Raw genomic sequence first — 25,541 nt, 5'->3', positions numbered from 1 at the left:
AGTGCGGAGAGCGCTAGACAGCCTCGGAACGCTGCAGGAGCCGCGCAAAATCGGCAACATCCAGCGTCTCACCGCGACGTGCCGGATCGATGCTGGCGGCCAGTAACCGACGCGCAGACTCATCGCCCGAGCCCGCCCACTCGGCGAACGCGTTACGAGATGTCTTGCGGCGCTGAGCGAACGAAATGTCCACGAGCTCGAACAGCTCACGACGGAACTCGGCGTCGGAGGGCCACGTCGCATCCGGATGCCGATCGATGCGCACCAGACCCGAGTACACCCGCGGAATCGGCCAGAACACCGCCGGGGACACCGTCCCCAGACGCTTCACCTTGCCGAAGTAGCGCACCTTGACGCTCGGCACACCGTAGATCCGCGAACCGGGCTCGGCGGTCAACCGGTCGGCCACCTCGGACTGAACCATCACCAAAATGGTCTTCACGGAATCGAATTCGGTCAGGATGCGCAACAGCGCCGGCACCGCGACGTTGTACGGCAGGTTGGCCACCATCGCCGTCGGCTCACCTTGAATGTCGGCGGGGGTGAGCTTCAAGACGTCCTGATGAATCACCGAAAACCGGTTGAACTCGCTGTGTGAGTGTTCCTTGATGGTGGCCGGGAGCCGCCGCGTCAGCACGGGATCCAGCTCAACCGCAGTTACCGTGCAGCCCTTGTCAAGCAGCCCCAACGTCAGCGAGCCCAGACCAGGCCCCACCTCAATAACGTGATCAGCCTTGCCCACACCGGATGCCGACACGATGCGGCGAATGGTGTTGGCGTCGTGAACGAAGTTCTGGCCCAGCGTCTTCGTCGGTCGGAAGTCGAGATCCCTGGCCAGTTGTCGGATCTCGGTACGGCCGAGCAGCCTGATGGTCAGCGGGCACCGACTCGCGCGCTACACACCGGCCATGCGCCCCAACCCTGCACTGCCAACGTCTTCTCTGCGATGGCGATCTGCTCCTCGCGCGTCGCGAGGTCAGCGCGAGGCGCGTACTTGTCGCCTCCGTGTGCCAGCCAGGTGCCGTAATCGAACTGCACACCACCGTAGAAACCGTTGCCCGTGTTGATGGCCCAGTTGCCGCCGGCCTCACAGGACGCCAAGGCATCCCAGGCCGAGCCGCGAGTGACGGTGGGCACCTCCGTGCCCGGCTTGGCTCCAACCCGCAGCACCGAGTCGCGGGCGGGCGCCAACACATTGTTGGAAACCGGCATGCGCCCGGTCTCACGACCATTGATCGAGAGCACCGAGTACACGATGTTCTGCGATCCGGGCGCGCCCGGATCCTCCACCACGGAGCGGCTCATGTTCATGCTGGCGTCATCGATCTTCTGCGGCGTCGGCGACAGAGCGGCCTGCTCGGTCACCTGGCTGACCCGGATGCGAGTCACGGTGATCGGCATGTCAGCAGTCACCGGGGTGCTCGCGGGAGGCTCGACAGTGTCGAACTGCTGTAGAGGGTTACCGGAGGCCTCCAGGAGCGTGCCGACGGTGGGTGCGGCGATCCGCGGAGTGCTGATCGTGCCGCCGTCGTTGAGCTGCACGGTCTTGGCACTCACCACGGCCAGCGCCATACCCTCCAACGGGAGGCGGCTGCCGCGGGTGGCGGCGGTCGGTGCGGTATCGGTCATCGACAGCTGCGACAGCGCCTCGTTCACGGTGGTCGCGGTGGTCCAGACCTGCTGGCCTCCTTCGCCGTCCACCGAGATTTCCAGCGGCCGGGAACGCTTGAGAACAATGGTGTCGCCGTCGCGCACCGAATCGTGCTTGGCGGGGGCGACGTCGTCACGCTCGGAGAGCGCGTATCCGTAATCGGAGAGAACGTCGGACACGTGCGACTTGACGGTGGTGACCGTCATCGCATTTCCGTCGACGTTGAGCGTAAGAGTCTTGTGCGCAGCGATGGCGTAGCCGCCGCCCGCGCCGATCACCACCAGCAGCGCGGCCACAAGGGCGCGTAGCAAGGGTGATCGCGTTGCGTTGAGCTTCGTCAGTGCATTCACGAGGGGCGATTCCTGCGTTCATTTCGGTGCGTCGATACCGGAAAACGCGGGGCTAACCCGGCCCGATAATCCTGGTGGGTGATCACGACACGGTAACGAAAGCATCGCACGGAGGCAACTCATCAACGATGTTGAACACCCGAACGGCCGTCGCGGTGGATGCAGCCGCTAACCGTTCGGCGGGGCGTCCGGTTATTTCGGCGAGCGCGCGGACCGTGTACGGCAGGCAGTACGACTCGTTGGGTGCACCCCGATACGGATGCGGCGTCAAGTACGGGGCATCGGTCTCTACCAGCAGTTGTTCCTCGGGGATGAGCACGGCCGCTTCACGCAGAGCGCGCGCGTTCTTGAAACTCACCGTTCCCGACAAACTCAAAATCCAACCCTCAGCGACGCACTTCTTGGCCATTTCGGCATCCGATGAGAAGCAGTGGAAGATAACCGAGGGCGGCGCGCCCTCCGACTGCAGCACATCGAGCACGTCGGCGTCGGCATCGCGGTTGTGAATCATCAACGGCTTGCCCGTCCGCTTAGCCAGATCGATATGCCAAGCAAATGCTTCGCGCTGAACCGAAGGCTCCGCGCATCCCTCCAATCGACCCGGCCAATACAGGTCCAGACCGGTCTCCCCGATCGCCACCACCCGCGGATGCGCGGCCAGCTTCTCCAGCTCCTCACGCGCGCTGCCGGTGAGGTCATCCGCGCGGGTGGGATGCAACGCGACGGCCGCGTACACCCGGGGATCGCCCTCGGCCGCCGACACCGCCCATCGGGCCGACTCCAGGTCATCGGCCACCGTCACCACACGCCCCACTCCGACGGACGCGGCGTGATCGACGATGCCCCGCACGTCCTCGGCCGTGACGGCCCCGCACGCGTCCAGATGGGTGTGAGCATCGATGAGGGGGGCGAGCGGCTGAGGGTCGGGCGGGGCTTGCCGTTTATGGCCGGGCGTCATGAGACCACCAGTCTATAAAGTGACAGCCACTATGGCTGAGTCAGAATCTCTTCACGCAAGCGGCTCATCGGCACCCTTTTACATCACCACCGCCATCGCGTACCCCAACGGCGAGCCGCACATCGGGCACGCATATGAGTACGTGGCGACCGACGCCGTCGCCCGCTTCAAGCGGCTAGACGGCTTCGACGTGCGGTACCTCACCGGCACCGACGTCCACGGGCTGAAGATGGTGGAGACTGCGGCGGCGCAGGGCATACCAACTGCAGATCTCGCGCGGCACAACTCCGATGTGTTCCAGCGACTGCAGGAACGGCTCAACATCTCCTTCGACCGGTTCATCCGCACCACGGACCCGGATCACTACGAGGCGTCCAAGGCGATTTGGCGCAGGATGGCCGAGAACGGTGACATCTATTTAGATGCCTACTCCGGCTGGTACTCGGTGCGCGATGAACGGTTCTTCACCGAAGACGAGACGACACTGCAGCCCGACGGCGGCCGGGTGGCCATCGAGACGGGGACCCCCGTCACCTGGACCGAGGAGCAGACCTACTTCTTTAGGCTTTCTGCTTATCAGGACAAACTGCTGGCGCATTACGAGGCACATCCGGAATTCATCGGCCCTGACGCACGCCGAAACGAAGTAGTCAGCTTCGTCTCGGGTGGCCTGAACGATCTGTCCGTCTCCCGCACCACCTTCGACTGGGGTGTGCCGGTGCCCGACCACCCCGATCACGTCATGTACGTGTGGGTCGACGCGCTGACCAATTACCTCACCGGCGTCGGCTATCCGGACACCTCGGCCGAGTCGTTCCAGCGGTATTGGCCTGCCAATGTGCACATGATCGGCAAGGACATCATTCGGTTCCATGCGGTGTACTGGCCCGCATTCTTGATGTCGGCGGGGGTCGAGCTACCCAAGCGGGTTTTCGCGCATGGCTTCCTCACCAACAAGGGCGAGAAGATGAGCAAGTCGATCGGGAATGTAGTAGATCCGATCAACCTCATCGACACCTTCGGGCTGGACCAGGTGCGCTACTTCCTGATGCGCGAGGTGCCGTTCGGCCAGGACGGCAGCTACACCGAGGATGGTCTGATCGGGCGGATCAACGCCGACCTGGCCAACGAGCTGGGCAATCTCGCGCAGCGGTCGCTGTCCATGGTGGCCAAGAATCTCGGCGGAATCGTGCCGGAGCCGGGTGAACCCACCCCCGAGGACGCCGAACTACTCGGTGCTGCGGACGCCCTGTTGGAACAGGCGCGCACGCATTTCGAGGTGCCTGCGATGCATCTCGCGCTGGAGGCGATCTGGCAGGTGCTCGGCGCAAGCAACCGGTACTTCTCCGCGCAGGAGCCGTGGGTGCTCGGCAAGAGCGACGACCCGGCCGATAAGAAGCGCTTCGACACGGTGCTCTTCACAACGCTGGAGGTGGTGCGGATTGTCGCGCTGCTGGTGCAGCCGGTGATGCCGGACTCCGCAGCCAAGCTGCTGGACCTACTGGGCCAGTCTGAAGATCAGCGCGACTTTGCGTCCATTGGTGCGCGCCTAAAGGCCGGGCTGAGCCTGCCCGCACCCAGCGGCGTCTTCCCCAAGTACCAGGTGGCCAAGTAGCCCGCCGAGTGCGAGCGTCAGTGCGCGATTCGCGTCGAGTGTGCGCGCTGGTGTTCACACTCGACGCGAATCGGCCAAGTGATCCCGGTCACTGTCTGTCACAGATTCCGCCGTGGCGGTGTCTAAAGGGCATCAGCGATGGAAAGGAATGCACTGACATGACCGAGAACACCACAGTGATCGTGATCGGTGGCGGTTACGCGGGCACGTTGGCGGCTAACCAGCTGCTCGCCAACAAGAACGTGACCGTGACCCTCGTGAACCCTCGACCGCACTTCGTCGAGCGGATCCGCCTGCACCAGCTGGTCGTCGGGAACAGCACCGCGACCGCCGAGTACGACAAGCTGCTCAACCCCGCGGTGCGGCTCGTGGTCGACACAGTGACCCGCATTGACCCCGGGGGCCAGAAGGTCGAATTGGCCTCGGGCGCGAACCTGCCCTACGACTACCTGGTGTACGCCGTCGGGAGCACCGTCAGCACACCGAACGTCCTCGGCGTCGCCGAACATGCGTTGTCCATCAACGAGTTTGAACACGCGCAGCAGGTACGCGCCCGGTACGAGCGGCTCGCGCCCGAGGCACCCGTCGTCGTGGTGGGCGCGGGCCTCACCGGCGTGGAGATGGCCGGCGAACTCGGGGAAATTCGACCGCGCGGCTCCGTCACCTTGATCTGCGGTGCACAGCTCATCTCGTCAATAGGCGAACCCGCACGGAGAGCGGCAACCAAGCGACTGGAGAAGTTGGGTGTCGAGGTGCTGGTGCCCGCCACGGTCGTTCGCGTCGACGAGGATTCGGTGACGCTGTCCGACGGACGCGTCCTGGGGAGTGCCCTGACGGTGTGGACCGCGGGGTTCGGCGTGCCACAACTGGCCGCCGACAGCGGGTTGAGCACCGACGCCCTGGGCCGACTGCTCACCGACGAGGCCCTGGTGAGCATCGACAACCCCCGCGTCATCGCCGCCGGCGACGCCGCCAGCCCGTCAGGCGTACCGCTGCGGATGAGCTGCCAGGCCGCGGGACCCTTGGCCGCCCGAGCCGTCAAGACGGTCCTCGCGCTGGTCGATGGCCTGCAACCCGAGGCGCGGACCCAAATCTTCACCGGGCAGAACGTCAGCATCGGTCGGCGCGCGGCAGTCATCCAGATGGGCCACACCGACGACACTCCCCGCAAGCTGTATGTGGGCGGGCGCGCGGGCGCGGCCATCAAGGAAATGGTTTGCAACGGAACGATTTCCATACTCGCGACCACTGCGAAGCATCCCACGTGGTACTTCTGGCCGCAGGGCGGCAAGCGCGCCGAAGCCCTCAAGGCGAGGGCCTAAAGGTGTCCGACTCTGCGCACGGCGAGCTGTTCACCAACCTGCGCCCGCTGCTATTCACTATCGCGTACGAAATGCTCGGGTCGGCAACGGAAGCCGACGATGTACTGCAGGAGAGTTACCTGCGGTGGGCGCAGGTGGACCTGGACACGGTGACCGACACCAAGGCCTATCTGGCGCAGATCGTCAGCCGTCAGGCCCTGAATACCTTGCGCACCAACAGCCGTCGGCGCGAAGAGTACGTCGGACCGTGGCTGCCGGAGCCGGTGCGAGTGACCTTCGATGACAACGTCGGGGACGCCTCGACGGACATCGTGTTGGCCGAATCTGTTTCCATGGCGATGCTCGTGGTGCTGGAAACCCTGGCACCTGACGAGCGCGCCGTGTTCGTCATGCGGGAGGTGTTCGGTTTCGACTACGACGAAATCGCTTCCACGGTATGTAAATCAGAAGCAGCGGTGCGTCAGATGGCGCACCGCGCCCGCGAACATGTGCAGTCGCGGCGACGCCGGTTTACCCCCACCGACCGGCAGGCCGAGGAAATCACCACCAAGTTCCTGCTGGCGGCTGCCGGTGGCGACGTCGACACGCTGATGGAGATGTTGGCGCCCGACGCGGTATGGACATCCGACGGCGGCGGCAAGGTCAGCGCCGCGCGACGGCCGGTTTACGGGGCAGACAAGGTGGCGCGCGTCGCCATCGGGCTTTCGCGCGCCTCCGCGGAGTTCCCCGATGTGCGTTTGGAATTCAGCACCTACAACAGCACACCGGCCCTGCTGATCTACAGCGAAGGCCGTCTCGACACCGTCCTGACCCTCGCGATCGCGGACGGCAAGGTCGCGCATGTTTTCGCGATCCGCAACCCAGAGAAGCTGGCTACCGCCGAAACAACCCGGCGCGTCAGCCGATAACCGGTGGCGGAGACCGGCTGTCGTCGGACACAATTGCCCGCGTGTTCTGCAATACCGATACGGCCGCACGCATCGAGCGTGCCGAGGCCGACACCGTCGCCGCCGGGACCTCCGGATACCCCGACGGTCTCGCAGTACCGCTGGCCGGAGGCGTCGCGTCCTTCGCCGGACCGGGCTCGCCGCTGAACAAGATCGCCGGGCTCGGGTTCCATGGTGCACCAACCGAATCCGAGCTCGACGCCGTCGAACGGGAATTCGCCGCTCGTAACACCCCGGTGCAGGCCGAGGTGGCGAGCCTGGCCGATCCGGCCATCTGCGAACTATTGAGCGAGCGGGGCTACCTGCTGGTGTCCTTTGAGGATGTCCTCGGATTGCCGCTGGTTAACGTGTCAGGGCCGGTGATCCCGGACGGCATCGCGGTGCGACACAGCGGGACCGATGAGCTGGCCAGCTGGCTCGACGTCATCGTTGACGGATTCGCGACCCCCGACGAGCAGGGTGTGCCCTCCCACGAGTCGTTCCCGCGGGAGGTGCTGGCGCACGCCATCTCCGCGCTGGCCACCGTGGAGGGCGAGCAGCGGTACATCGCGATACGCGACGGAGTGGTCGCGGGCGCAGCCAGCATGCGTGTCCTCGACGGCGTGGCCCAGCTCAACGGTGCAGCGACCGCGGCCCCGCATCGCCGCCGCGGAATCCAAACGGCGCTGCTGACGACTCGGCTCCACGATGCGGCCCAGGCCGGTGCCGATCTGGCGGTGGTCACCACCCAGCCCGGTTCCAGATCCCAGCAGAACACGCAGCGGCTGGGGTTCTCGCTGCTGTACACCCGCGCAATCCTGGTGAAGGGTCTGCGAAACTAACTCAATGCGTGTTCAGCAGCTCGGCGACCTCGGCCCGGTGCCGACGGTGCTGCGATTGCTGACCGCGGCGGCACGCGAGAGTGATCGACCAGCACCCGCGGCGCTGGTCGGTTCCTGGTTCGGCGCACGAGCGATCATCGCGCCGTCAATATCCGTCCGCCCCGTACTTTCGCGAGAAGCCTTTAACCACAATAGCTCTGACGCCATCGACGCCCCACCGGGTGTGGTGGGTGGCGGCTGGATCGGCTACCTCGGATATCCCGACCTAACCACGGAGGGCGGGGCACCACGACTCCCTGACGCCGCAGGCGGATGGACCGATGCGGTGCTACGCCTCGATGATGACGAATGCTGGTGGTACGAAAGCCTTCTCGACCAGGAATGCCCCGAGTGGATTCTCCATGCGCTGACACAGCCCCGAAATCCTGTGCCGTGGTCCATCGACTGGACCGCACCCGAACGCGAGCATCACCGCATCGCCGTCGAACTCTGCCTGGAGGCCATCGCGGCGGGAGAGGTGTACCAGGCCTGCGTGTGCACACAGTTCCGCGGCACACTCTCGGGCGACCCGCTGGACTTCTTCGCCGATGCGATCACCCAGACGGCACCGGCCCGCGCGGCCTTCGTATCTGGCACCTGGGGCGCCGTAGCCTCGCTGTCGCCCGAACTGTTCCTGCGGCGCAACGGTATCGACGTTCAATCCAGCCCTATCAAAGGCACCCTGGCCGCCACCGAGGACCCGACTGCATTGTTGACCTCGGTCAAGGACGTCGCCGAAAACATCATGATCACCGACCTGGTGCGCAATGATCTGGGACGCCTCGCCGTCACCGGAACCGTCACCGTCCCCGAACTTCTCACCGTCCATCCGGCACCGGGCGTGTGGCACCTGGTGTCCACCGTCGCGGCGCAGGTGCCTCCAGAAACGACCGTCGGCGACCTCCTCGAAGCCACCTTCCCGCCGGCGTCGGTCACCGGAACACCGAAAACCCGAGCCCGCCAACTTCTTCAGCAATGGGAACGACATCATCGGGGGGTGTACTGCGGCACCGTCGGCATGCTGTCCCCCGCGGCCGGCCTGGAACTCAACGTCGCGATCCGCACCGTCGAGATCGCACCCGACGGAACCGCCGTATTGGGCGTGGGCGGCGGCATCACCGCCGACTCCGACGTCGACGCCGAATGGCAGGAGTGCCTGCACAAGGCGGCCGCCACTGTGGCGTTGACGGCGACCGGCGTACTCAAGCCCGCGCTTTGACCACCGCGTCGTAAAGGTCGCGACGCGACAGCGTGGCACCGGACTCCCCGATGGCCGTCGCACAGGCCTCGCGCAGCCCCATCCCGTCGTCGGTCAGGTCCTGCACCCGGGTCACCAGGACATCGATTTCGGGAACCGCCGGAGTCGCGCCGTCGAGCACCACGGTGATCTCCCCGAGCACATCCCCCTCGGCCCAGGCCGCCAACTCATACAGGGTGCCCCGCAACACCTCTTCATGCGTCTTGGTCAGCTCGCGGCATACCGCCGCGCGACGAACCGGCCCCAGTACCTCCACCGCGTCGGCCAGCGTGTCGGCCAACCGTCGCGGCGACTCGAAGAACACACAGGTACGCCGCTCAGTGGCGAGCTCGGCCAGCCAGCGCTTGCGCGGCCCCTGCTTGCGCGGCGCGAATCCTTCGAAACAGAAGCGGTCCACCGGCAGCCCCGAGACGGCCAGCGCGGTCGTCACCGCCGAGGGGCCGGGCAGACACTTGACCGGTATCCCCTGTTTGACGCACGCGGCGACCAGGCGATACCCGGGGTCGCTGATCGACGGCATGCCCGCATCGGTGACCACCAGCACGTCGTACCCGGCCGCCAGATCGGCCAGCAGCGGTTCGATACGACTGGCCTCGTTCTGGTCGTAGAAGCTGATGATCTGCCCGCTGATCTGCACATCCAGCGATTTGGCCAGCGCCCGCACCCGACGGGTGTCCTCGGCGGCCACCACCGCCGTCTTGGCCAGCGCCTCCCGCAATCGGGGCGACGCATCGCCCGGCTCCCCCAGCGGCGTCGCCGCCAACAGCAAGTTCCCCATCCCGGCAGTTTAGATCCCCAGGTCGCCGCGCTCCTGCCCGCCAGACCTAGATTGCCCGATCCAGGACCTCCCCTACGATCGACCGTGTGACCGCACCCGCAACCCTGCCGCCGTCCTCGGCAGCCGAGTCGGATCTGGCGTCCCCCGGCCCCCGCATGCCACCCGCGGACTTCGGGCCCACCGACCGGCTCCAGGGCTGGGTGATGACGGCCGTCATCACGGCGATCGCGGCGCTCACCCGGTTCATCAACCTCGGTGCGCTCACCGATCGGGGCACGCCGGTCTTCGACGAGAAGCACTACGTGCCGCAAGGCTGGCAGGTCGTCACCAACAACGGCGTCGAGGACAACCCCGGCTACGGACTCGTGGTGCATCCGCCCATCGGCAAACAGATGATCGCCCTCGGCGAATGGCTGTTCGGATACAACTCCTTCGGCTGGCGATTCGCGGCCGCGCTTTCGGGCACCATCCTCGTCCTGCTGGTCGCCCGGATTGCGCGACGGATTAGCCGATCGACCATGGTGGGCGCTATTGCCGGGGTGTTGCTGATCGCGGATGGGGTCAGCTTCGTCACCGCACGCACTGCATTGCTCGACGTGTACCACGTGCTGTTCGTCGTCGCGGCATTTGGCGCGTTGATCGTTGACCGCGACCAAGTGCGTGAACGGCTCTACCACGCGTACCTGGACGGGCGCATCGGCGACACGACGTGGGGTCCGCGCCTGGGGGTGCGCTGGTGGCGCTTGGGCGCCGGAGTGCTGCTCGGATTAGCTTGTGGCACAAAGTGGTCCGGGCTCTACTTCATCGCATTCTTCGGCGTGCTGTGCATCGCCTTCGATATCGCCGCGCGACGCGCGTACGGGGTGCAGCGCCCGTGGTCCGGTACCGCGGTGCGCGATCTGGGGCCTGCCCTGTACGCGCTGCTGGTCATTCCGTTCGTGGTCTACCTGGCCTCGTACTGGTCGTGGTTCGCGTCCGAAACTGGTATCAATCGGCACGCCGAGGGACGCCAAATCGGCATCGGCAGCTGGATGCCCGATGCCCTCCGGTCGCTCTGGTACTACACGCACAGCGTGTACACCTTCCATTCGACGCTGACCAATGCCAATGGCAATCACCATCCCTGGGAATCCAAACCGTGGACCTGGCCGATGTCGCTGCGCCCGCTGCTCTACGCCATCGAGGACAAGAACGTCGCCGGCTGCGGAGCCAACTCCTGTGTGCGCGCGGTGCTTTTGGTGGGCACGCCGGCCATCTGGTGGCTGGCCGTTCCGGTGCTGCTCTGGGCCTTGTGGGCGACGCTGGTCCGGCGTGACTGGCGCTATGCGGCAGCGCTCGTCGGGTATTGCGCGGGGTGGCTGCCGTGGTTCGCCAACATCGACCGGCAGATGTACTTCTTCTATGCCACACCGATGATCCCGTTCCTGGTGATGATGATCGCGTTCATCATCGGCGACTTTCTGCGCAAACCCGTCGCCAACCCGGAGCGAAAGACGTTGCGAATGTTTATCGCAACGTTCTACCTGGCTCTGGTGGTCACCAACTTCGCGTGGCTGTATCCCATCCTGACCGGGGCCGCAATCTCGCCGTTCATGTGGAACATGGAGATGTGGCTGCCCAGCTGGCGCTAGCCCGTTCCCGCCGAGCGTGAGCGCTGCTGCTCACACTCGACTGGTAGCTAAAGCATGTCGCGGGACACCGGGCAGGACATACAGCGCGGCCCGCCGCGGCCGGTGCCGAGCTCCGATGCCGAGATGGCCAGCACCTCAACACCCGAAGCCTCTAGGCGTGCATTGGTTTCCACGTTGCGTTCGTAGGCGACGACCACTCCGGGCGCCAATGCCAGGGTGTTGTTCCCGTCGTCCCACTGCTCGCGCTCGGCGGTGACGGGATCCAGCCCGGTGTCGATGACGCGCAGCTTGCCGATGCCCATCGCATCGGCCGCCGCCTCCACGAACGGATCCGAGCCCGAGATACTGACAGTACCGTCGCCGCCCCGGCGAATGGTGAACGCCGACAGTGAATCCTGAATTGCCGGATACATCACGACGGCATCGGTATCGACCATGGTGCAGACGGTATCCAGGTGCATGGACGCCCGCTCCTGGGCGATGGGCACCGCAAGCACGGTATGCGCCAGGTCATCGTCGAACAGGCTGCGCGCCAAGGCTTCCGCGCCCGCGGGGGTGGTCCGCTCCCCCACTCCAACGGCTACCACACCGGGCCCCAGCAGCAGCACGTCGCCGCCCTCGACCGGCGCCGAATGCGATTCGTAGGCTCGGCGCACCCCGAGAAACCGCGGATGGTGGGCATAGATCAGATCGGTGAGCGAGGTCTCGCGCACCCGCGCCGGCAGCGCCAACGAGGTAATCGCGAACTTGCGACCGATCCAAAACGACGAGTCGCGGGTGAACAGCAGGTTGGGCAGTGGCTCGATGACGAAATCCGAGCCGTGGTGCATGGTCCGCACCAGCGACGGCTGCGCCGCCCTACCGCCGACCGGCAGCTCGTCGAACGTCATCCCGCACATCAACACATACGCGAGATCCGCAGGGTCCAGCGATCGAAGGTACTCCGAAAGATCTTGCGCCAGGGCATAACCCAACCTGCGCGCGCTGACTGCCGCCGAAATGCCCTGCACCCGGGCCGCGCCGCTGGCCAGCGCAGCACGCAACAGGTCGGCGAGCAGCAACACCTCAACACCGCGGCCGCGCAGCACCTCGGCGAAGGCGTCATGCTCTTCCTGGGCGCGGGCCACCCACGGCAAACCATCGAACAGCAGCTGGTCGTTATTGCGCGGCGTCAGCCGCTTGAGCTCGTCACCGGGCCGATGCAACACGACAGCCCGCAGCCGCCCCACCTCTGAATTGGCACCCAGCACTGGCGCATCCGTCATGAGATGACGCTAGCTTGCCACGCAATCGAACATTTGTGCGATACCATGGCGGTGTGACGAGTGCAGCACCACATGCTGTCCAGGCATCCCTCTTCGGCGCCCCCTCGGTGCCGCGCCGCGACCTGGCGGGCGGCGCCTGGCTCGAGGTGCACCATGAATGGCTCGGGCGCGCAGACAATCTCATGGGCCAGCTGATGACACAGGTGCCGTGGCGGGCCGAGCGTCGCCGCATGTATGACCGCACCCTCGACGTCCCACGATTGGTCAGTTTCCACGACCTGTCCATAGGTCCACCGCCGCACCCGGTGCTGGAGACGATCTGCGAAAGGCTCAACGGCGAGTACACCGATGAGCTCGGCGAGCCGTTCACCACGGTGGGCCTGTGCCAGTACCGCGACGGCACCGACAGTGTCGCCTGGCACGGCGACACCATTGGTCGCGGGCTGCGCGAGGACACCATGGTCGCGATCGTAAGCATCGGTGCTACACGCACTTTCGCACTGAGGCCGCGCCTGGGTGGCGACTCCATCCGCATCAACGTGGGCCACGGCGACCTGCTCGTCATGGGCGGCTCGTGCCAACGAACCTGGGAACACGCGATCCCCAAGACATCAAAACCGGTGGGGCCGCGAATCAGCCTGCAGTACCGCCCACGCGACGTCCGTTAAGAACGAACGGCCGCAACCGCCTTAACCAGCAGATCCGAGGCGCGCTTACCGTCCGGCGGGGCGGGCGGAACGTTTCCAACGGCGACTGGGCTGACCGTGACTACCACCATGTAGCGGCCCAGATACGCGGAGTAGTTGAGCACCTCCTGGCCGACCGCCTTGCCCGAGATTCCGCTGAGTACGTCGCGCTTCATGCCGAGCGTGCGGGCACCATCGATGACGGGCGCGTCAATCACCTCGGTCTGCCCCGCGATCCCGTTGCCGCGGAAGCCCACCTTCTTGCATTCCTCCGACACGGCGGGGTCGAAAGGAACCTCCTGCGAGGTTTCCACCGCGACGGCCACATATTGATTACCCGCGCCCGTCGCCGTCAGAGCGGCCATATTCCCCTTGAGTCCCGCGGGGACGGCGCTACCACCGCTGTACTTAGCGCATCCGGGGGGATCGACCGTCATGCCGGGCGGCAGCGGAGCCGGCGAGAGCAACTTGGGGTCCATCCCCGCCGGTTCCATCGCCTTGACCGCGAACTCCGGCCCGAACTGGCCCTTCAGCGAGGCAATGTTTCCGATCGTGACGTGGTGGTTGACGGGATTCTGGACGGTTCGGGTGCAGCCCGGCACAACCAGCGCAAGTGCGCAGGCGGCCCAAACTCCCCAGCTCTTGGCGGTCACCGGCTTTAACACCCGGCCACTGTATCGATTCGGAACGAAAAATCGATGGCACTAGTAAGGAACAATGTCAGTGTGGCCCGGCGTTAGAACCTGTGAGGATGGTGTGAGATGAAGACAGCCCTTCGGCTGACCAAGGTGTGCCTGACGGCAGTGGGCGTCGGCACACTAATGGCACTCACCCCCGCGACAGCGCTCGCCGACGATGCGCAATCGGTCATCAACCAGTACGAGTCACAGGGATACCAGGTCCATATCGACCGCAGCGGCACTGGCCCCATGAGCAAGTGCACGGTCTCCGGCATTCGCAACGGACAAGATGTCTATCGCACCGAGTACCAGCGCACCTGGATGCCCAGCGGCAAGTGGCTGGTGCTGCCGGTCCGGGTCCTCGACCACAAATTGGTCTACATCTCACTTAACTGCAACGTGTAATTAGCATCACCTGGCATTTTGCCGGTTCGCTGGTTACTGCCTACCGACAGGCCCCTTAGCGCCGTCACCTGAGAAGGCGCGCAAGCCAGGCTATGAATTTGGCGTTAATTCCGCTGAGCGGGAATCAATCCACTTATCACCGCGTTGGACTGGACAGATTCGCGAACGTTGATGGTTTAGCGAGTCGCGGATTGGGCCTTTGTGTGATATGGGGTTACGTGCTCGTAACACCTTGGCCAACGCGGAGTGAGGCGAGAGGAGAGAAATCGTGAAGAAATTGTTATTTGCAGGTATTGCCGCAGTTGGCGTCATCGGGGCGTCGCTGGGATCGGCAAGTGTCGCGCTCGCCGGGCCAGCAGGATCGGGCGATGCCAGCACCGTCATCAATGACCTCAAGTCCAACGGGTACCGAGTGATCGTCTCCAAGACGGGCGCCGGCGACCTGACAAAGTGCACCGTCGAGTCGGTGACCCATGAGTCGCCCGTCAACAACGTGCAACCGGCCCGCGATGTGCGGAACAACCCCACCACCGTGCCGACGGTCGATCGCAAGATCGCGCACGTCGCGCTGAGCTGCTGAACACAGCCCACAACCAACAATGACCCGAGCCAAAAGCCCGGGTCATTGTTGTCTCTACTTCAAATGATCGACCAGGGTGCCGTCGGCACCGAACAGCTCGACGCTCCACCGGTCCAGCAGCGCATCGGTGTCGAGATCGTCGGGATGGAAGCCCTTCTTCATATAGAGGGCCAGTCGAAGGATCATGCCGTCGTTGAGCAAGGGGCCACGGATCAATCCGACCGTCTCGCGAACCACCCGTCCCGGCTGACGACGTCCGCCCGGATCGCTCCACGCAATGGAGAACCACGAGCCCGCGGTAGCGAACGGTACCGTCGCCGTCCAGATGACGGCCATCACCGCACGCCGAAGCCATTCGGGTCCGCCGACCGCACGGTAGACGTCGAAGGCGACCGACTTGTGCTCCAGCTCCTCGATCGCATGCCAGTACAACAGATTTCGCACCTCGTCGTCGGTCACCATGGCCTGGAGCTCGCCGCTTTCCAGTAGGCGTTCGGCCAGGACCGCGGTGTAATGCTCAAGGGCAGCGGTGGCGGCCAGCATGGTCAGCCGGGCGTACTTGAGGCGATCCATGTTCGGCAGCTGCTTGTCGACGAAGTCCTCGACCTTGCCGGCCCGGCGTCCAATCGTCTCGACCATCTTGCTGCGATAGCCCATTTCGGTGAGCTTCTCGTTGAGCTCGCGATGATGCAGGCCGTGGGTGACCTCTTGGCCGATGAATCCGGCGACGCGTTTCTTGAGCGTCGGCTCAGAGATTCGGTCGGCATAGCGGCGCACCGAGCGGACGAAGAATTCCTCACCGGGCGGGAACACCGCCGAGGCGCCCGCGAGGACATGACTCAGCGCAATGTCATTGTCGGCAAAGTGCCGTCGCATGGGCACCGGGTCGCCAAACCAGAACCTGATGCGTCGCGTCTTTGGGTATGAGGCCGTTACCGGAGCAGCCATGTCGCACTAACCTCCACGTCGATGGTGTAACTCAGTGTTACACGAATCGCTTACGTTTTGAAGTAGTGCGTAAAAGTTAAGGCCAGGCCTCTACAGCAGTCCGGGAACGATGGCCTTGCGCTCGGGTGGGTACTCGTTAGGGAACGTCTCGCGATACCAGCGGTGGATCGCCAACGCCCGCGGCAGCAGATTGGCGATCGAGAACAGCACGAAGATCAGGCCCGGCAGGGTCCACGCCATCAGCGCCCAGCCCGCCCACAGGATGATCTCGCCGAAGTAGTTGGCCGCCGACACCCAGCGGAAGGCGCCGCCATACGGGATGCGGTAGCCGTCGAAACCGTCAGACCGTAGGTTGATGAGAATGCGGTCGGCATGGAAGTTCACAATCCAGCCGGTGACGGCGACGAGCACGCCGAGGATGAACCTGGGGTCGGTGAACCACGCGGCCGTCTGTAGATGCGCGGCGAATGCGACCGCGTATCCGTTGGCAAAACCGTTGACCCCATTGAAGGTGAATCCGAACGCAATCCCGCTGTAGGGAAAGCGCTTTCCGCTGTCCTTGCGGGAGATCGGGTAGATCAGTCCGCGATACAGGTAGTGGCACTGCCACAACACATACAGCACAAGCGCCGGTGCGCCGTGGTGGTGCGCGACAATCCAGAAGGTGACGGTGAAGGCCCACCATTGCGGGCATTCGAAGATCAGCCATCCGATCTTCGCGGGCGCGGTGAACTTCTCGCCGGGTTTGGCGAACCGCCCGTAGGGATTGGTCATCCAGAATCCGCTGATGAACGTGACGGCGGCCAGGACGATCAGGAAGATGATCGCGGCGTGATACAGCTCGGTAAGCACACCGGGACAGTACCCAGTGGACGCTGGTTCTAAGCAGGGTCGATGATGTTCGTCTTCATCTGATTGGCGATCTGACCGGCGACCTCGATGTTGTCGACAGCGCCCGAGGACGTCGCCGCGTAGACCACGTTGCCGGTGGTGTGGACGTCTGTGGCGCCGGCGTTATCGGCCCATTCGAGAGTGATCACGTTGCGCATGCCGAATGCGTAGGCGTCCGGCCGCTGCACCCTGCAGGTATCGAATGCCTCAGTAAGACGGTGGAATTCGGCCTGTGCGGCGGGCTTGTTCGAATAGATTGCGATGGCCTCGTGCAGCTCCTGACGGGGGTTGGCCGAGCTGCCGACATTCAGCTGGCGGAAGGCCTGCCAGCCATCGCCCAAATCACCTTGCGCCGCCAAGTGCAACAACCCGCACGGGTCCGCCGGATTGACACCGGGCCCGGAAATCGGCGCCGTGTCGGTGTGCGTGGTGTCGGCAGTCGGGAAACCCAGGAATTTGACCTCATCGATGCCGGCAAAGAGTGAATCTGCCGCCGATGCACTGACATTGAGCTCGGTCACTTCGGGAGCGGATGTTTCCGCGACAGGACTCGCCGGATGCGCGCAGCCGGCGACCCCAACCATTGCCAGGAGACCTAATCCGGCCCACCGTGCACGCGCCATCTCAAGAGTGTGAACGACCAACCTTGGAACACGCTGTGGGTCACAAGCCAGGCCTTCCGTACCGCTGTTTCCACCCGGGTATGGATATCCCCTCGACCAGCGCAACCTCCGCTACTGCCCGCCTCGCCCGCACGGGGCAGCGCATGACGATACTGTGGGGTGTATGACGACAACGTTCGTCGGGATAGCAGTGATCGTCGCGATGACCTTTATCGGCATCGGCATGAATGCCGGGCTCTTCAATACCCACAGGGCACGAAAGGCGATACCACCGCTGGTGGCCCGGGCAGCAGCGCCCGTTTATGCGCTTAACCGCCGTATTGGCAATCCGGGCCGCGCTCGCCGCGCTGAGCCCGAATCGCCCGACAAACCCGCTGAGTGAAGGCGACTTAGGACATCTTGGGGAGCGAGCCCCAATTGACGCCCCACGTCGCGATTTTCGTATCGATGAATCTGGGGTGCTCAAATCCTTCGATGGTGGATGTCGCCGTGCCACTGGACATGAAGGATCCCGGCTTGAGGTCGATGAGCCGGTCGACAGAGAACTCACATCTGACGTAGACCACATCGGCGACCGCGTTCGGCGCTACTAGCCCAGTCAGAACGGCCAACGCCGCGGCCATAGTCCCCGCACGTCTCATCAACGCCCCTACAGCCTGGTGGTGGAGCTAGGGAGAATCGAACTCCCGACCTTCTCGATGCGAACGAGACGCGCTACCAACTGCGCTATAGCCCCAAGACGCTAAGACCTTACCAGCCGGCCCGCGTCAGACCGAATTGGATAACTACTGACCGACCGCGTGCGGCATGCGGTACTGCCGCGGCTCGTCGTAGTAGTCCAGATGCTCGAAAACCGGGTCCTCGTCATCGATTTCGAGGACGGCCGCACCGGGCCGGCGCAGACGCTGCGGCACCACATCCAGCTCACGGTCCGCCACGTTCTCCACGCCCACCACACGCGACCGCTGGTAGCGCGCGGCGCGACGACGCCGAAGCTGCTCCTCGATGCGCGTCTGACGGCGCAGGTAGCCCAGGTACATCACGGCGACCACACCAAGCGCACCGCAGGCCCACCAGAAGGTGGTGGACGCGGTCGCGGCGACCACACCGGCGACGACCATCGCCGCCACCAGGCCCATCAGCACCCGCTTGCGGAAAACGAACTTGCGCGCGTTCTCCCTGGCCATGGTCTCCGGGTCGAACCGGCGACGCCGCGACGAGGAGTACACCGGAGGCGCCTGATGGCGCTCCCGAGACGGCTCGGCGGGAAGGGTAAGACCTGACGTGTCGTCGATGTATTCGTAGGTGCCCGAATCGGTTTCGGCGACGGGCGCCTCCTCCAGGTCTTCGAGTTCGTCGGAAAGGGCGGCGTCGCCAGCGGGCAGTGCGGTCGCATTCTCGTCGACAATATCGACGTCGACGGGCTCGTCGCCCAGCACCGATTCGGCCCGAACGGCCCCGGCCTTGCGAACGGCCATGGCCTTCACGGCCCGCGCGGCGTCTTCGTCGTCCTCGGTGGGCGCACTCGAGATCACACCGGTCGCGGCTTCGTCGTCCAGGTCGTCTTCAAGGCCGTCGATGTCTTCACGACGGAAGTCCGGGTCGCTGCGGTGGCCGGCGGCGGGTCCGGTACGGCGCAGCAGCTTGGCTGCCTTCCCGTTGAGAACCCGCGTCGCCAGGGCGACGTCACTGGTGCGTTTGACCACGTCACGCTTGTTGATCAGCATCGGCACCAGGACGAACAGCCACAGCACGACCAGTCCGATCCACAACACCGATTGGGGGATGCTCGGCATGTCGGCCTGCTCCTTTCTGTGTGCGCGCTATCCCTAGTGCCTCAGGGACTAAGCCTCAGGTCAAGGCTAGGTTGGCGATCTGCGCACGTTACGAGGCGCGCCGATACCAATTACACACCTGTAATTCTACAGGGGCAAGCATCACAGGCCCCAATAGTCACACCAGTCTCAGTAATATCTCGGAATCCCGCCGCTGAGGCGCCACCTGGCCAGGTTTTTGGGCCGATTCCCCCCGTGAACGGGCGGCTCGGCGCACGAGGAAGCTAGGCCCAGCTGGCGTTGCCGGAACGCACCAACATCGCGGCCACCGAACCACGCACCTCTTCGACCGTCATCGCCACCAGCAGGTGATCACGCCAGGCGCCGTCAACGTCGAGGTACCGCTTGAGCAGGCCCTCCTCACGGAACCCGACCTTGGCGAGTACCGCGCGGCTGGCTCCGTTCTCCGGCCGCACCGTCGCCTCGACCCGGTGCAGGGTGACGGGCCCGAAACAGTGGTCCAGCCCCAGCGCGAGCGCCGCGGTGGCCACCCCCTGCCGGGTCACCGTACTGACGACCCAGTACCCGATCCACGCCGAGCGCAGCGCGCCATGTGCGATGTTGCCGATCGTCAGCTGTCCAACGAAATGCCCGTTGAGTTCGATGGCGCACGGAATCATCCGGCCCTTGCGCGCCTCGGCCCGCAGACCCGAGCACAAGGCCGGCCACGACGACACACCGTGCCGTGCCATCCAGTCGACCTCCGAGGACGGCTCCCACGGTTGCAGATGTGACTGGTCAGCCAGCCGCGCCCGGCTCCACGTCATCCCGTCACGCAACCGGATGGGCCGTACCGTCACCACCCCCGCGGGCACACGCAGCTTCCCGAGCGACATCGGCCAACCGGGATGCGCGCTCTCCTGACGCCAGACGCTCATCCGTACTCCTGGTCTTCGCGCAAGCGGCTCATCCGCGCTGGGCCAGGAACGCGACCTCGACGATCTCCCCGGTCCGAACCTGCTCAACCTCTGCAGGCACGATCACCAGACAGTTCGCCTCTGCGAGTGTCGCGAGCAGATGCGATGAAGACCCAGCTGCGCCGCCTAAAACCTGCACCAAATACTCGCCGGTGTCCTGGTCGCGCATCAGCTGACCACGCAGGAACCCTTTGCGTCCCGCGATGGAAGCAATGGGAGACATGGTGCGCGCTTGCACAATTCGACGTTGCGCCTGCCGACGCCCCAGCGCCAGTCGAATCAACGGTCGCACCATCACCTCGAAGACCACCAGCGCACCGACCGGGTTCGCGGGCAGCAGGAAGGTCGGCACCGCGTCGCGGCCCAACTGACCGAAGCCCTGCACCGAACCCGGATGCATCGCGATGCGCCCAACCTCCATGTCGCCCAGCGCCGAAAGTGCCTCGCGAATCCCTTCGGCGGCGGCACCACCCACCGCACCGGAGATGACGACCACCTCGGCCCGGTTCAGCTGACCCTCGACCACCTCGCGGAACGCGGCAGGCTCCGCACCGACGATGCCCACACGGTTCACGTCGGCACCGGCGTCGCGCGCCGCGGCCGCCAGCGCATACGAATTCACGTCGTACACCTGGCCGTTGCCCGGAGTGCGATCGACATCGACAAGCTCGCCGCCGACGCTGATCACCGACAGCCGCGGACGCGGATGTACCAAGACCCGGTCGCGACCCACCGCCGCCAGCAGCCCCACCTGAGCGGCGCCGATGATGGTGCCGGCTCGCACGGCCACATCTCCGGGTTGCACGTCATCTCCGGTGCGGCGCACGTAATCACCCGAGCGCACCGCGCGCAGCACCTTGACTCGCGACTCCCCGCCCTCGGACCAGCGCAGCGGCAGCACCGCGTCCGCCAAGGTCGGCATGGGCGCGCCGGTCTGCACCCGTACCGCCTGACGCGGCTGTAGCCGGGTGGGCGTGCGCTCCCCCACCCGAACGGTGCCGACGACGGGCAGCTCAACCGTCCCGATCTCGCCGCTCGGTTCCTCGTCCTCGTCCTCTTCGCCCGGGCCGCCACCTTCACCGGGACTGATCACGCGCACCACGCCGCCGGCGGCCTGCACGTCGACGCTGCGCACGGCGTATCCGTCGATGGCGGCCTGATCAAACCCGGGCAGCGGCCGAACCGTCACCACTTCCTCGGCGCACAACAAACCCTGGGCTTCGGCGATCGCCACCCGAACCGGGCGCGGCGCAACCGCAGCCGCCGTGACTTTGGCCTGCTGCTCCTCGACCGAACGCACTGGTCCCTTTCTTTACGCCGACTCCGGATCCGGCAGCGTGACCGGCTCCAGACCGAGCCGCTCGACCAGCCACTGCCGCAAGCCTGGACCGTAGTCGTCACGGTCCAACGCAAAGTCAACAGCAGCCTTGAGATAGCCGCCGGGATTTCCCAGGTCGTGTCGGGATCCGCGATGCACGACCACGTGCACCGGGTGCCCCTCATCGATCAGCAGCGCGATTGCATCGGTGAGCTGTATCTCGCCACCAGCGCCGCGTGGGGTCCGCTTGAGCGCATCGAAGATCACCCGGTCCAGCAGGTAGCGTCCCGCAGCCGCATAATTCGACGGCGCGTCCTCGGTCTTGGGCTTCTCCACCATCCCCTTGACGCGCAATACATTTGGATTGGCGGCGTCCGGCACGATCTCGACGTCAAAGGCTCCGTAGGAACTGATCTCCTCGGGCTTGACTTCGATGGCGCAGAGCACCGAGCCGCCGCGCTTGGCCCGAACCTTGGCCATGGTCTCCAACACTCCCCGGGGCCACACCAGATCATCGGGCAGCAGCACGGCGATGGCGTCTTCGTCGTCATCGAGCACCGGCTCGACACAGCCGACGGCATGTCCGAGGCCAAGCGGCTCGGCCTGCACCACCGATTGCACCTTGATGAGCCCGGGCGCTCGTCGCACCTTCTCGAGCATCGCGTGCTTCCCGCGGTCTTCGAGCGTGCCCTCCAGCACCAGGTCCTCAACGAAATGCGCGACGACGCCGTCCTTGCCTTCGGAGGTGACGATCACCAGGCGCTCGGCGCCTGCCTCGGCGGCCTCTTCTGCGACCAGCTCGATGCCTGGGGTGTCGACCACGGGAAGCAGTTCTTTGGGCACCGTCTTGGTGGCCGGGAGGAACCGCGTGCCCAGGCCCGCGGCGGGCACCACGGCGGTGCGTGGGATCAACACGTCAGGGGCTGATGAGCCGCTTGCGCGAAGAACGTCCGGGTCTGTCATAGCCACTCACCCTAACCACTGACCACGGAATTGCGCGGATAAGGCGGTACCGTCACGGAATCAGCACTCCGCAAAGCACAACACAGAACATCAAACAGGTCCTGCGGCAACAGATTGTGCAGGCACGACGGGCGATGTCACGTGCCGAGCGCGAAGAACAGAATGACGCGATCACCGCGCATGTCCTGGCGGCGACCTCCGGACTGTCGGTGATCGCCGCCTACCTCCCGGTGGGATCCGAGCCCGGATCGGTGGAAATGCTCGATGCCCTCGTCACCCGCGGCGTGCGGGTGTTGCTGCCGATTGCACGCAACGACGACACGGGCACGCCCACCGCGCTGACCTGGGGTCAATACCGTCCGGGGGAGCTGGTCGATGCCCCGTTCGGCCTGCGGGAGCCGGCGCCTCCGGTGTTCGGCCGGGCCACCCTGGGCGAAGCCGAGCTGGTGTTGATTCCGGCGCTCGCGGCGGACCATCGGGGTAATCGGCTGGGCCGCGGGGCCGGGTTCTACGACAGATCACTGGGGTTCGCAGCGCCGTCGGTGCACCTGATCGCGCCGCTGTATCTCGGCGAGATCCTCCAGAAGGTGCCCGCCGGTGCTCATGATGTGCCAGTGACACATGCCGTGACCGCCGACGGATTGGTCACACTCGGCTGAATCCCCAGGTCACCCAGTGGCAGACCTAGCACTCCAAAAGGTAGAGTGCTAGTGGCGTTTCATGGCTTGCCAGTTCCGGAGGACCCCCATGCCCACCTATTCCTATGCGTGTGCCGACTGTGGCGATAAGTTCGACATCGTGCAGGCGTTCACTGACGACGCGTTGACCGTGTGCCAAAAGTGCTCGGGCAAGCTGCGCAAGCTGTTCAACTCTGTGGGCATCGTGTTTAAGGGCAGCGGCTTCTACCGCACCGACAGCCGCTCAGGCAGCGTGGACGCCGCCGCCAAGAGCGATTCCGGCACCAAGACTGAATCCAAGTCCTCGACTTCGGAGTCGTCGAGCTCGAGCAGTTCTAGCTCCTCGACCTCGAGCTCGTCGTCGGCCTCCACCGCCACCGCTTCCGCTGCCGCCGGCTGACGAGTTATCCACAGCGGCCAACTGGGTACTGACTACGCGGCGGGCGCGGCCCTAGCGTGAGGGCATGGCCCCATCGCCTCTTGATCCCACCGTTTTTCAGCGCGTATCGGCGGCATGTCGACCCGACTGGGCACGGACAGCGCTGGCTCGCAGAATCATCGCGGCGACCCTGGTCCTCTTCGCGGCCGTACTGGCCTTCCGACCCGATCCGGCCAACGATCGCTCCGATGTGGTGGTCGCCGCCCGCGATCTGCCACCAGGCATAATCCTGGCCAGCGAAGACGTCAGAGTCGAAAAACGTTCCGCAACAATCCTTCCCGACGGGGTCAGCACTGATACCAGGACCGTTGTGGGCGCAACGCTAGCCGGGCCGGTTCGACGCGGGGAAGTACTGACCGATCTGCGAGTACTGGGCCCGCGATTGGCCGAGTCGGCCGCGGGCAACGATGCCCGCATCGTCCCGGTGCCCCTGGCCGATGCCGCCACCCTCGACATGATCAGGACCGGAGATGTCGTCGACATCCTCACCGTGGCCGGTGGAGACGCCGCCGGATCGGGCCGGACGAGCGACGCTCCCCCGGAGCCCACGGTGCTGGCCACCGGCGCGGTGGTCGTGCTGGTGTCACCGAAGCCCGCTACCAAGGGCATCGGATCCGAGCGCGTCGTCATGGTCGCGCTGCCGCCGCAGCAGGCTAACCGCGTTGCCGCAATCGCGTTAGTGCAGGCGGTAACGCTGACCTTCCGTTAAGGTCAGACCATGCTCAAGGGATTCAGAGATTTTCTGCTGCGCGGCAACGTCATTGACCTCGCGGTCGCGGTGGTCGTCGGTGGCGCGTTCACGGCAATCGTCAAGTCATTCAACGACGCGATCATCCAGCCATTGCTGAGCCGAGTAGGTGCGAGCGGGGACCAGAAGCACGGTGTGCTGCAGGTCAGCCTGGGTGGGAACCCCGAACAGTTCCTGCAGTTCGATGCCCTGTTGAGTGCGGCCATCAGCTTCGTCATCACCGCGGCGGTCGTCTACTTCCTCATCGTCCTGCCGTACAAGGCACTCAAGGACCGCCTGTCAACCTCTGGCGAGGATGCGGCGGCAGCGACCGAGGCAGAACTGCTGGTCGAGATCCGCGACCTGCTGGCCGAGCAGAGGAAGGCGTCCTAGCTCCTTCTGCTCGCCCTGCGGCCGATTACTTCATGTCCCAGGTTTCGCCATAAGTGGTGACGCTGTCACCGGCGGAGCTGATCAGCCGCGCGAAGGGCCGCAGCAGCACGCCGCCCGCGGCACCGGTCACGGTGCCGTGGGCATTGCTCACCGCAACTGCCCCCTTGGCACCGGCAATGGCGACCGAGAACGTCGCGACCTCTTGGATGCCCGGGCCGTTGCCCAGGTCAACGTTGATGCCGGCGCTCGGCAGCAGGTTGGTGGTCTGAATGTACGAGGCCTCCGGCGAACCCTGGAAGACGTTAGGAATGCCGTAGAGGACGGAGACGTTGGGGGTCGTGTAGTTGAAGTTCAGACCCACGCCCAACGACCAGGGGTAACCCACCTGGTAACCCAGCTCCAGGGTGCCCTCGAAGGCATCCGAACCAGCACCCGTCACCTCATACACAGCGCGGCCCGAATGGAACCACTCACGGGTGAGGCGGTTGCGGTCCAGCGGGAACACACCATTCAAGAAGGTGTCCCACTGCTGGACACGCAACGTCCGGCCCTTGCCGTCGACCAGGGTCAGCTCATCGTCCAAACCCGCAGTCGCGGTGCCCATCCCCATTACCGACAGTCCCGCCACGGTGGCGAGGACCAGGATCAAGCGCATGAGGGTGCTGTGCGCGACCTGCCGGATGCCAACTGATGTCATTTAGTTCCCTCAATCGTCGTGGCGGGTGCGCGCCAGGGCAAAAGCCGACTTCGCCAGAACCACATTGTTGCTCAGGCTGGCCTAACGTAACGGCCGAATCGTCCCTGTGAGTTTCCTGTATGTTTCC

General features: G+C 65.1%; 28 protein-coding genes, 1 tRNA gene and 1 pseudogene. 14 read left to right on the top strand and 16 right to left on the bottom strand.

Features of this window, described 5'->3' with window-relative positions; translation table 11 throughout:
• Positions 1-13: 13 nt before the first annotated feature.
• From rsmA to FZI91_RS09110, 3 genes are all read right to left on the bottom strand, one after another.
• Complete coding sequence (rsmA, locus tag FZI91_RS09120) at positions 14-877, bottom strand: 16S rRNA (adenine(1518)-N(6)/adenine(1519)-N(6))-dimethyltransferase RsmA (protein WP_155938717.1); 864 nt, start codon at positions 875-877, stop codon at positions 14-16.
• Entirely contained in the window at positions 874-2,001 is a 1,128-nt protein-coding gene (locus tag FZI91_RS09115) for a resuscitation-promoting factor (RefSeq protein WP_155938716.1), read from the bottom strand. Before FZI91_RS09115 ends, rsmA begins: the two co-directional genes overlap by 4 nt.
• An 82-nt stretch (positions 2,002-2,083) precedes the next feature.
• Positions 2,084-2,959, bottom strand: coding sequence for a TatD family hydrolase (locus tag FZI91_RS09110; RefSeq protein WP_155938715.1), 876 nt, complete (start codon positions 2,957-2,959; stop codon positions 2,084-2,086).
• Between the two features lie 31 nt (positions 2,960-2,990).
• On the opposite strand from FZI91_RS09110, the gene metG reads away from it, so the two are divergent.
• The 5 genes from metG (at position 2,991) to FZI91_RS09085 (ending at position 8,922) form a co-directional block, all read left to right on the top strand.
• A complete protein-coding gene (gene metG, locus FZI91_RS09105; RefSeq protein ID WP_155938714.1) occupies positions 2,991-4,574 on the top strand; it encodes a methionine--tRNA ligase in 1,584 nt (527 codons plus the stop codon).
• A 158-nt stretch (positions 4,575-4,732) separates the two neighbouring features.
• Positions 4,733-5,896, top strand: coding sequence for an NAD(P)/FAD-dependent oxidoreductase (locus tag FZI91_RS09100; protein ID WP_155938713.1), 1,164 nt, complete (start codon positions 4,733-4,735; stop codon positions 5,894-5,896).
• 2 nt (positions 5,897-5,898) lie between these two features.
• Complete coding sequence (locus tag FZI91_RS09095) at positions 5,899-6,804, top strand: RNA polymerase sigma-70 factor (protein WP_162525450.1); 906 nt, start codon at positions 5,899-5,901, stop codon at positions 6,802-6,804.
• Between the two features lie 41 nt (positions 6,805-6,845).
• Entirely contained in the window at positions 6,846-7,664 is an 819-nt protein-coding gene (locus FZI91_RS09090) for a GNAT family N-acetyltransferase (RefSeq protein WP_162525449.1), read from the top strand.
• Between the two features lie 4 nt (positions 7,665-7,668).
• Positions 7,669-8,922: an aminodeoxychorismate synthase component I gene (locus FZI91_RS09085; protein ID WP_155938712.1), complete on the top strand. Its 1,254-nt coding sequence runs from the start codon at positions 7,669-7,671 to the stop codon at positions 8,920-8,922.
• On the opposite strand, the gene rsmI is transcribed toward FZI91_RS09085, so the two are convergent.
• Positions 8,906-9,739 carry a 16S rRNA (cytidine(1402)-2'-O)-methyltransferase gene (gene rsmI, locus FZI91_RS09080; protein ID WP_155938711.1) on the bottom strand — a complete coding sequence of 278 codons (834 nt, stop codon included), beginning with the start codon at positions 9,737-9,739 and terminating at the stop codon, positions 8,906-8,908. The genes FZI91_RS09085 and rsmI overlap by 17 nt on opposite strands.
• 86 nt (positions 9,740-9,825) lie before the next feature.
• On the opposite strand from rsmI, the gene FZI91_RS09075 reads away from it, so the two are divergent.
• Positions 9,826-11,370 carry a phospholipid carrier-dependent glycosyltransferase gene (locus tag FZI91_RS09075; RefSeq protein ID WP_162525448.1) on the top strand — a complete coding sequence of 515 codons (1,545 nt, stop codon included), beginning with the start codon at positions 9,826-9,828 and terminating at the stop codon, positions 11,368-11,370.
• Positions 11,371-11,417: 47 nt separating this feature from the next.
• Here the strand turns inward: FZI91_RS09075 and arcA are convergent, their stop codons facing one another.
• On the bottom strand, positions 11,418-12,635 hold the full coding sequence (arcA, locus tag FZI91_RS09070; protein ID WP_155938710.1) for an arginine deiminase: 1,218 nt from the start codon (positions 12,633-12,635) through the stop codon (positions 11,418-11,420).
• A 53-nt stretch (positions 12,636-12,688) separates the two neighbouring features.
• Here arcA and FZI91_RS09065 point away from each other — a divergent pair, with 53 nt between their 5' ends.
• Entirely contained in the window at positions 12,689-13,303 is a 615-nt protein-coding gene (locus FZI91_RS09065; protein ID WP_162525447.1) for an alpha-ketoglutarate-dependent dioxygenase AlkB, read from the top strand.
• Here the strand turns inward: FZI91_RS09065 and FZI91_RS09060 are convergent.
• Positions 13,300-13,986 carry a DUF5642 family protein gene (locus FZI91_RS09060; protein ID WP_162525446.1) on the bottom strand — a complete coding sequence of 229 codons (687 nt, stop codon included), beginning with the start codon at positions 13,984-13,986 and terminating at the stop codon, positions 13,300-13,302. The genes FZI91_RS09065 and FZI91_RS09060 overlap by 4 nt on opposite strands.
• Before the next feature lie 96 nt (positions 13,987-14,082).
• On the opposite strand from FZI91_RS09060, the gene FZI91_RS09055 reads away from it, so the two are divergent.
• Entirely contained in the window at positions 14,083-14,406 is a 324-nt protein-coding gene (locus tag FZI91_RS09055) for a hypothetical protein (RefSeq protein ID WP_155938708.1), read from the top strand.
• Between the two features lie 268 nt (positions 14,407-14,674).
• Positions 14,675-14,986, top strand: coding sequence for a hypothetical protein (locus FZI91_RS09050; RefSeq protein WP_162525445.1), 312 nt, complete (start codon positions 14,675-14,677; stop codon positions 14,984-14,986).
• A gap of 54 nt (positions 14,987-15,040) precedes the next feature.
• On the opposite strand, the gene FZI91_RS09045 is transcribed toward FZI91_RS09050, so the two are convergent.
• From FZI91_RS09045 to FZI91_RS09035, 3 genes are all read right to left on the bottom strand, one after another.
• Positions 15,041-15,934 carry a metal-dependent hydrolase gene (locus FZI91_RS09045; protein ID WP_155938707.1) on the bottom strand — a complete coding sequence of 298 codons (894 nt, stop codon included), beginning with the start codon at positions 15,932-15,934 and terminating at the stop codon, positions 15,041-15,043.
• A gap of 90 nt (positions 15,935-16,024) precedes the next feature.
• A complete protein-coding gene (locus FZI91_RS09040; protein ID WP_162525444.1) occupies positions 16,025-16,786 on the bottom strand; it encodes a DUF1295 domain-containing protein in 762 nt (253 codons plus the stop codon).
• A gap of 29 nt (positions 16,787-16,815) precedes the next feature.
• On the bottom strand, positions 16,816-17,448 hold the full coding sequence (locus FZI91_RS09035; RefSeq protein WP_155938706.1) for a sensor domain-containing protein: 633 nt from the start codon (positions 17,446-17,448) through the stop codon (positions 16,816-16,818).
• A 163-nt stretch (positions 17,449-17,611) separates the two neighbouring features.
• On the opposite strand from FZI91_RS09035, the gene FZI91_RS09030 reads away from it, so the two are divergent.
• Positions 17,612-17,830, top strand: coding sequence for a hypothetical protein (locus tag FZI91_RS09030; RefSeq protein ID WP_155938705.1), 219 nt, complete (start codon positions 17,612-17,614; stop codon positions 17,828-17,830).
• 7 nt (positions 17,831-17,837) lie between these two features.
• Here the strand turns inward: FZI91_RS09030 and FZI91_RS09025 are convergent, their stop codons facing one another.
• The 6 genes from FZI91_RS09025 to FZI91_RS09000 form a co-directional block, all read right to left on the bottom strand.
• Positions 17,838-18,089 (bottom strand): hypothetical protein, encoded by a 252-nt coding sequence (locus FZI91_RS09025; protein WP_155938704.1) that lies wholly within the window; start codon positions 18,087-18,089, stop codon positions 17,838-17,840.
• A 19-nt stretch (positions 18,090-18,108) separates the two neighbouring features.
• Positions 18,109-18,184, bottom strand: a tRNA-Ala gene (locus FZI91_RS09020).
• A gap of 49 nt (positions 18,185-18,233) precedes the next feature.
• Complete coding sequence (gene glpR / locus FZI91_RS09015) at positions 18,234-19,244, bottom strand: gephyrin-like molybdotransferase receptor GlpR (protein ID WP_155938703.1); 1,011 nt, start codon at positions 19,242-19,244, stop codon at positions 18,234-18,236.
• 263 nt (positions 19,245-19,507) lie between these two features.
• Entirely contained in the window at positions 19,508-20,161 is a 654-nt protein-coding gene (locus FZI91_RS09010) for a GNAT family N-acetyltransferase (protein WP_155938702.1), read from the bottom strand.
• A gap of 28 nt (positions 20,162-20,189) precedes the next feature.
• Positions 20,190-21,500: a gephyrin-like molybdotransferase Glp gene (glp, locus tag FZI91_RS09005; RefSeq protein ID WP_162525443.1), complete on the bottom strand. Its 1,311-nt coding sequence runs from the start codon at positions 21,498-21,500 to the stop codon at positions 20,190-20,192.
• A 12-nt stretch (positions 21,501-21,512) separates the two neighbouring features.
• A complete protein-coding gene (locus tag FZI91_RS09000; RefSeq protein WP_155938701.1) occupies positions 21,513-22,481 on the bottom strand; it encodes a UTP--glucose-1-phosphate uridylyltransferase in 969 nt (322 codons plus the stop codon).
• Positions 22,482-22,510: 29 nt separating this feature from the next.
• Between FZI91_RS09000 and FZI91_RS08995 the strand changes: the two genes are divergently transcribed.
• From FZI91_RS08995 to mscL, 4 genes are all read left to right on the top strand, one after another.
• The gene (locus FZI91_RS08995; RefSeq protein ID WP_309224043.1) at positions 22,511-23,140 is read left to right on the top strand and encodes a 5-formyltetrahydrofolate cyclo-ligase; all 630 of its coding nucleotides are present in this window, start codon (positions 22,511-22,513) and stop codon (positions 23,138-23,140) included.
• Between the two features lie 88 nt (positions 23,141-23,228).
• Positions 23,229-23,558, top strand: coding sequence for an FmdB family zinc ribbon protein (locus FZI91_RS08990; protein ID WP_155938699.1), 330 nt, complete (start codon positions 23,229-23,231; stop codon positions 23,556-23,558).
• Positions 23,559-23,622: 64 nt separating this feature from the next.
• Entirely contained in the window at positions 23,623-24,306 is a 684-nt protein-coding gene (locus tag FZI91_RS08985) for an SAF domain-containing protein (RefSeq protein ID WP_155938698.1), read from the top strand.
• Between the two features lie 9 nt (positions 24,307-24,315).
• Entirely contained in the window at positions 24,316-24,717 is a 402-nt protein-coding gene (gene mscL, locus FZI91_RS08980) for a large-conductance mechanosensitive channel protein MscL (protein WP_155938697.1), read from the top strand.
• A gap of 25 nt (positions 24,718-24,742) precedes the next feature.
• Here mscL and FZI91_RS08975 read toward each other — a convergent pair.
• Positions 24,743-25,315 (bottom strand): annotated as a pseudogene (locus FZI91_RS08975) (MspA family porin); the annotation flags it as partial.
• Positions 25,316-25,541: the final 226 nt, after the last annotated feature.

Origin of the sequence: Mycobacteroides sp. CBMA 271, from assembly GCF_009729205.1 — a bacterium.
In the GTDB taxonomy this organism is placed as follows: Bacteria; Actinomycetota; Actinomycetes; order Mycobacteriales; family Mycobacteriaceae; genus Mycobacterium.
This window is presented reverse-complemented; position numbering and strand designations above follow the sequence as displayed.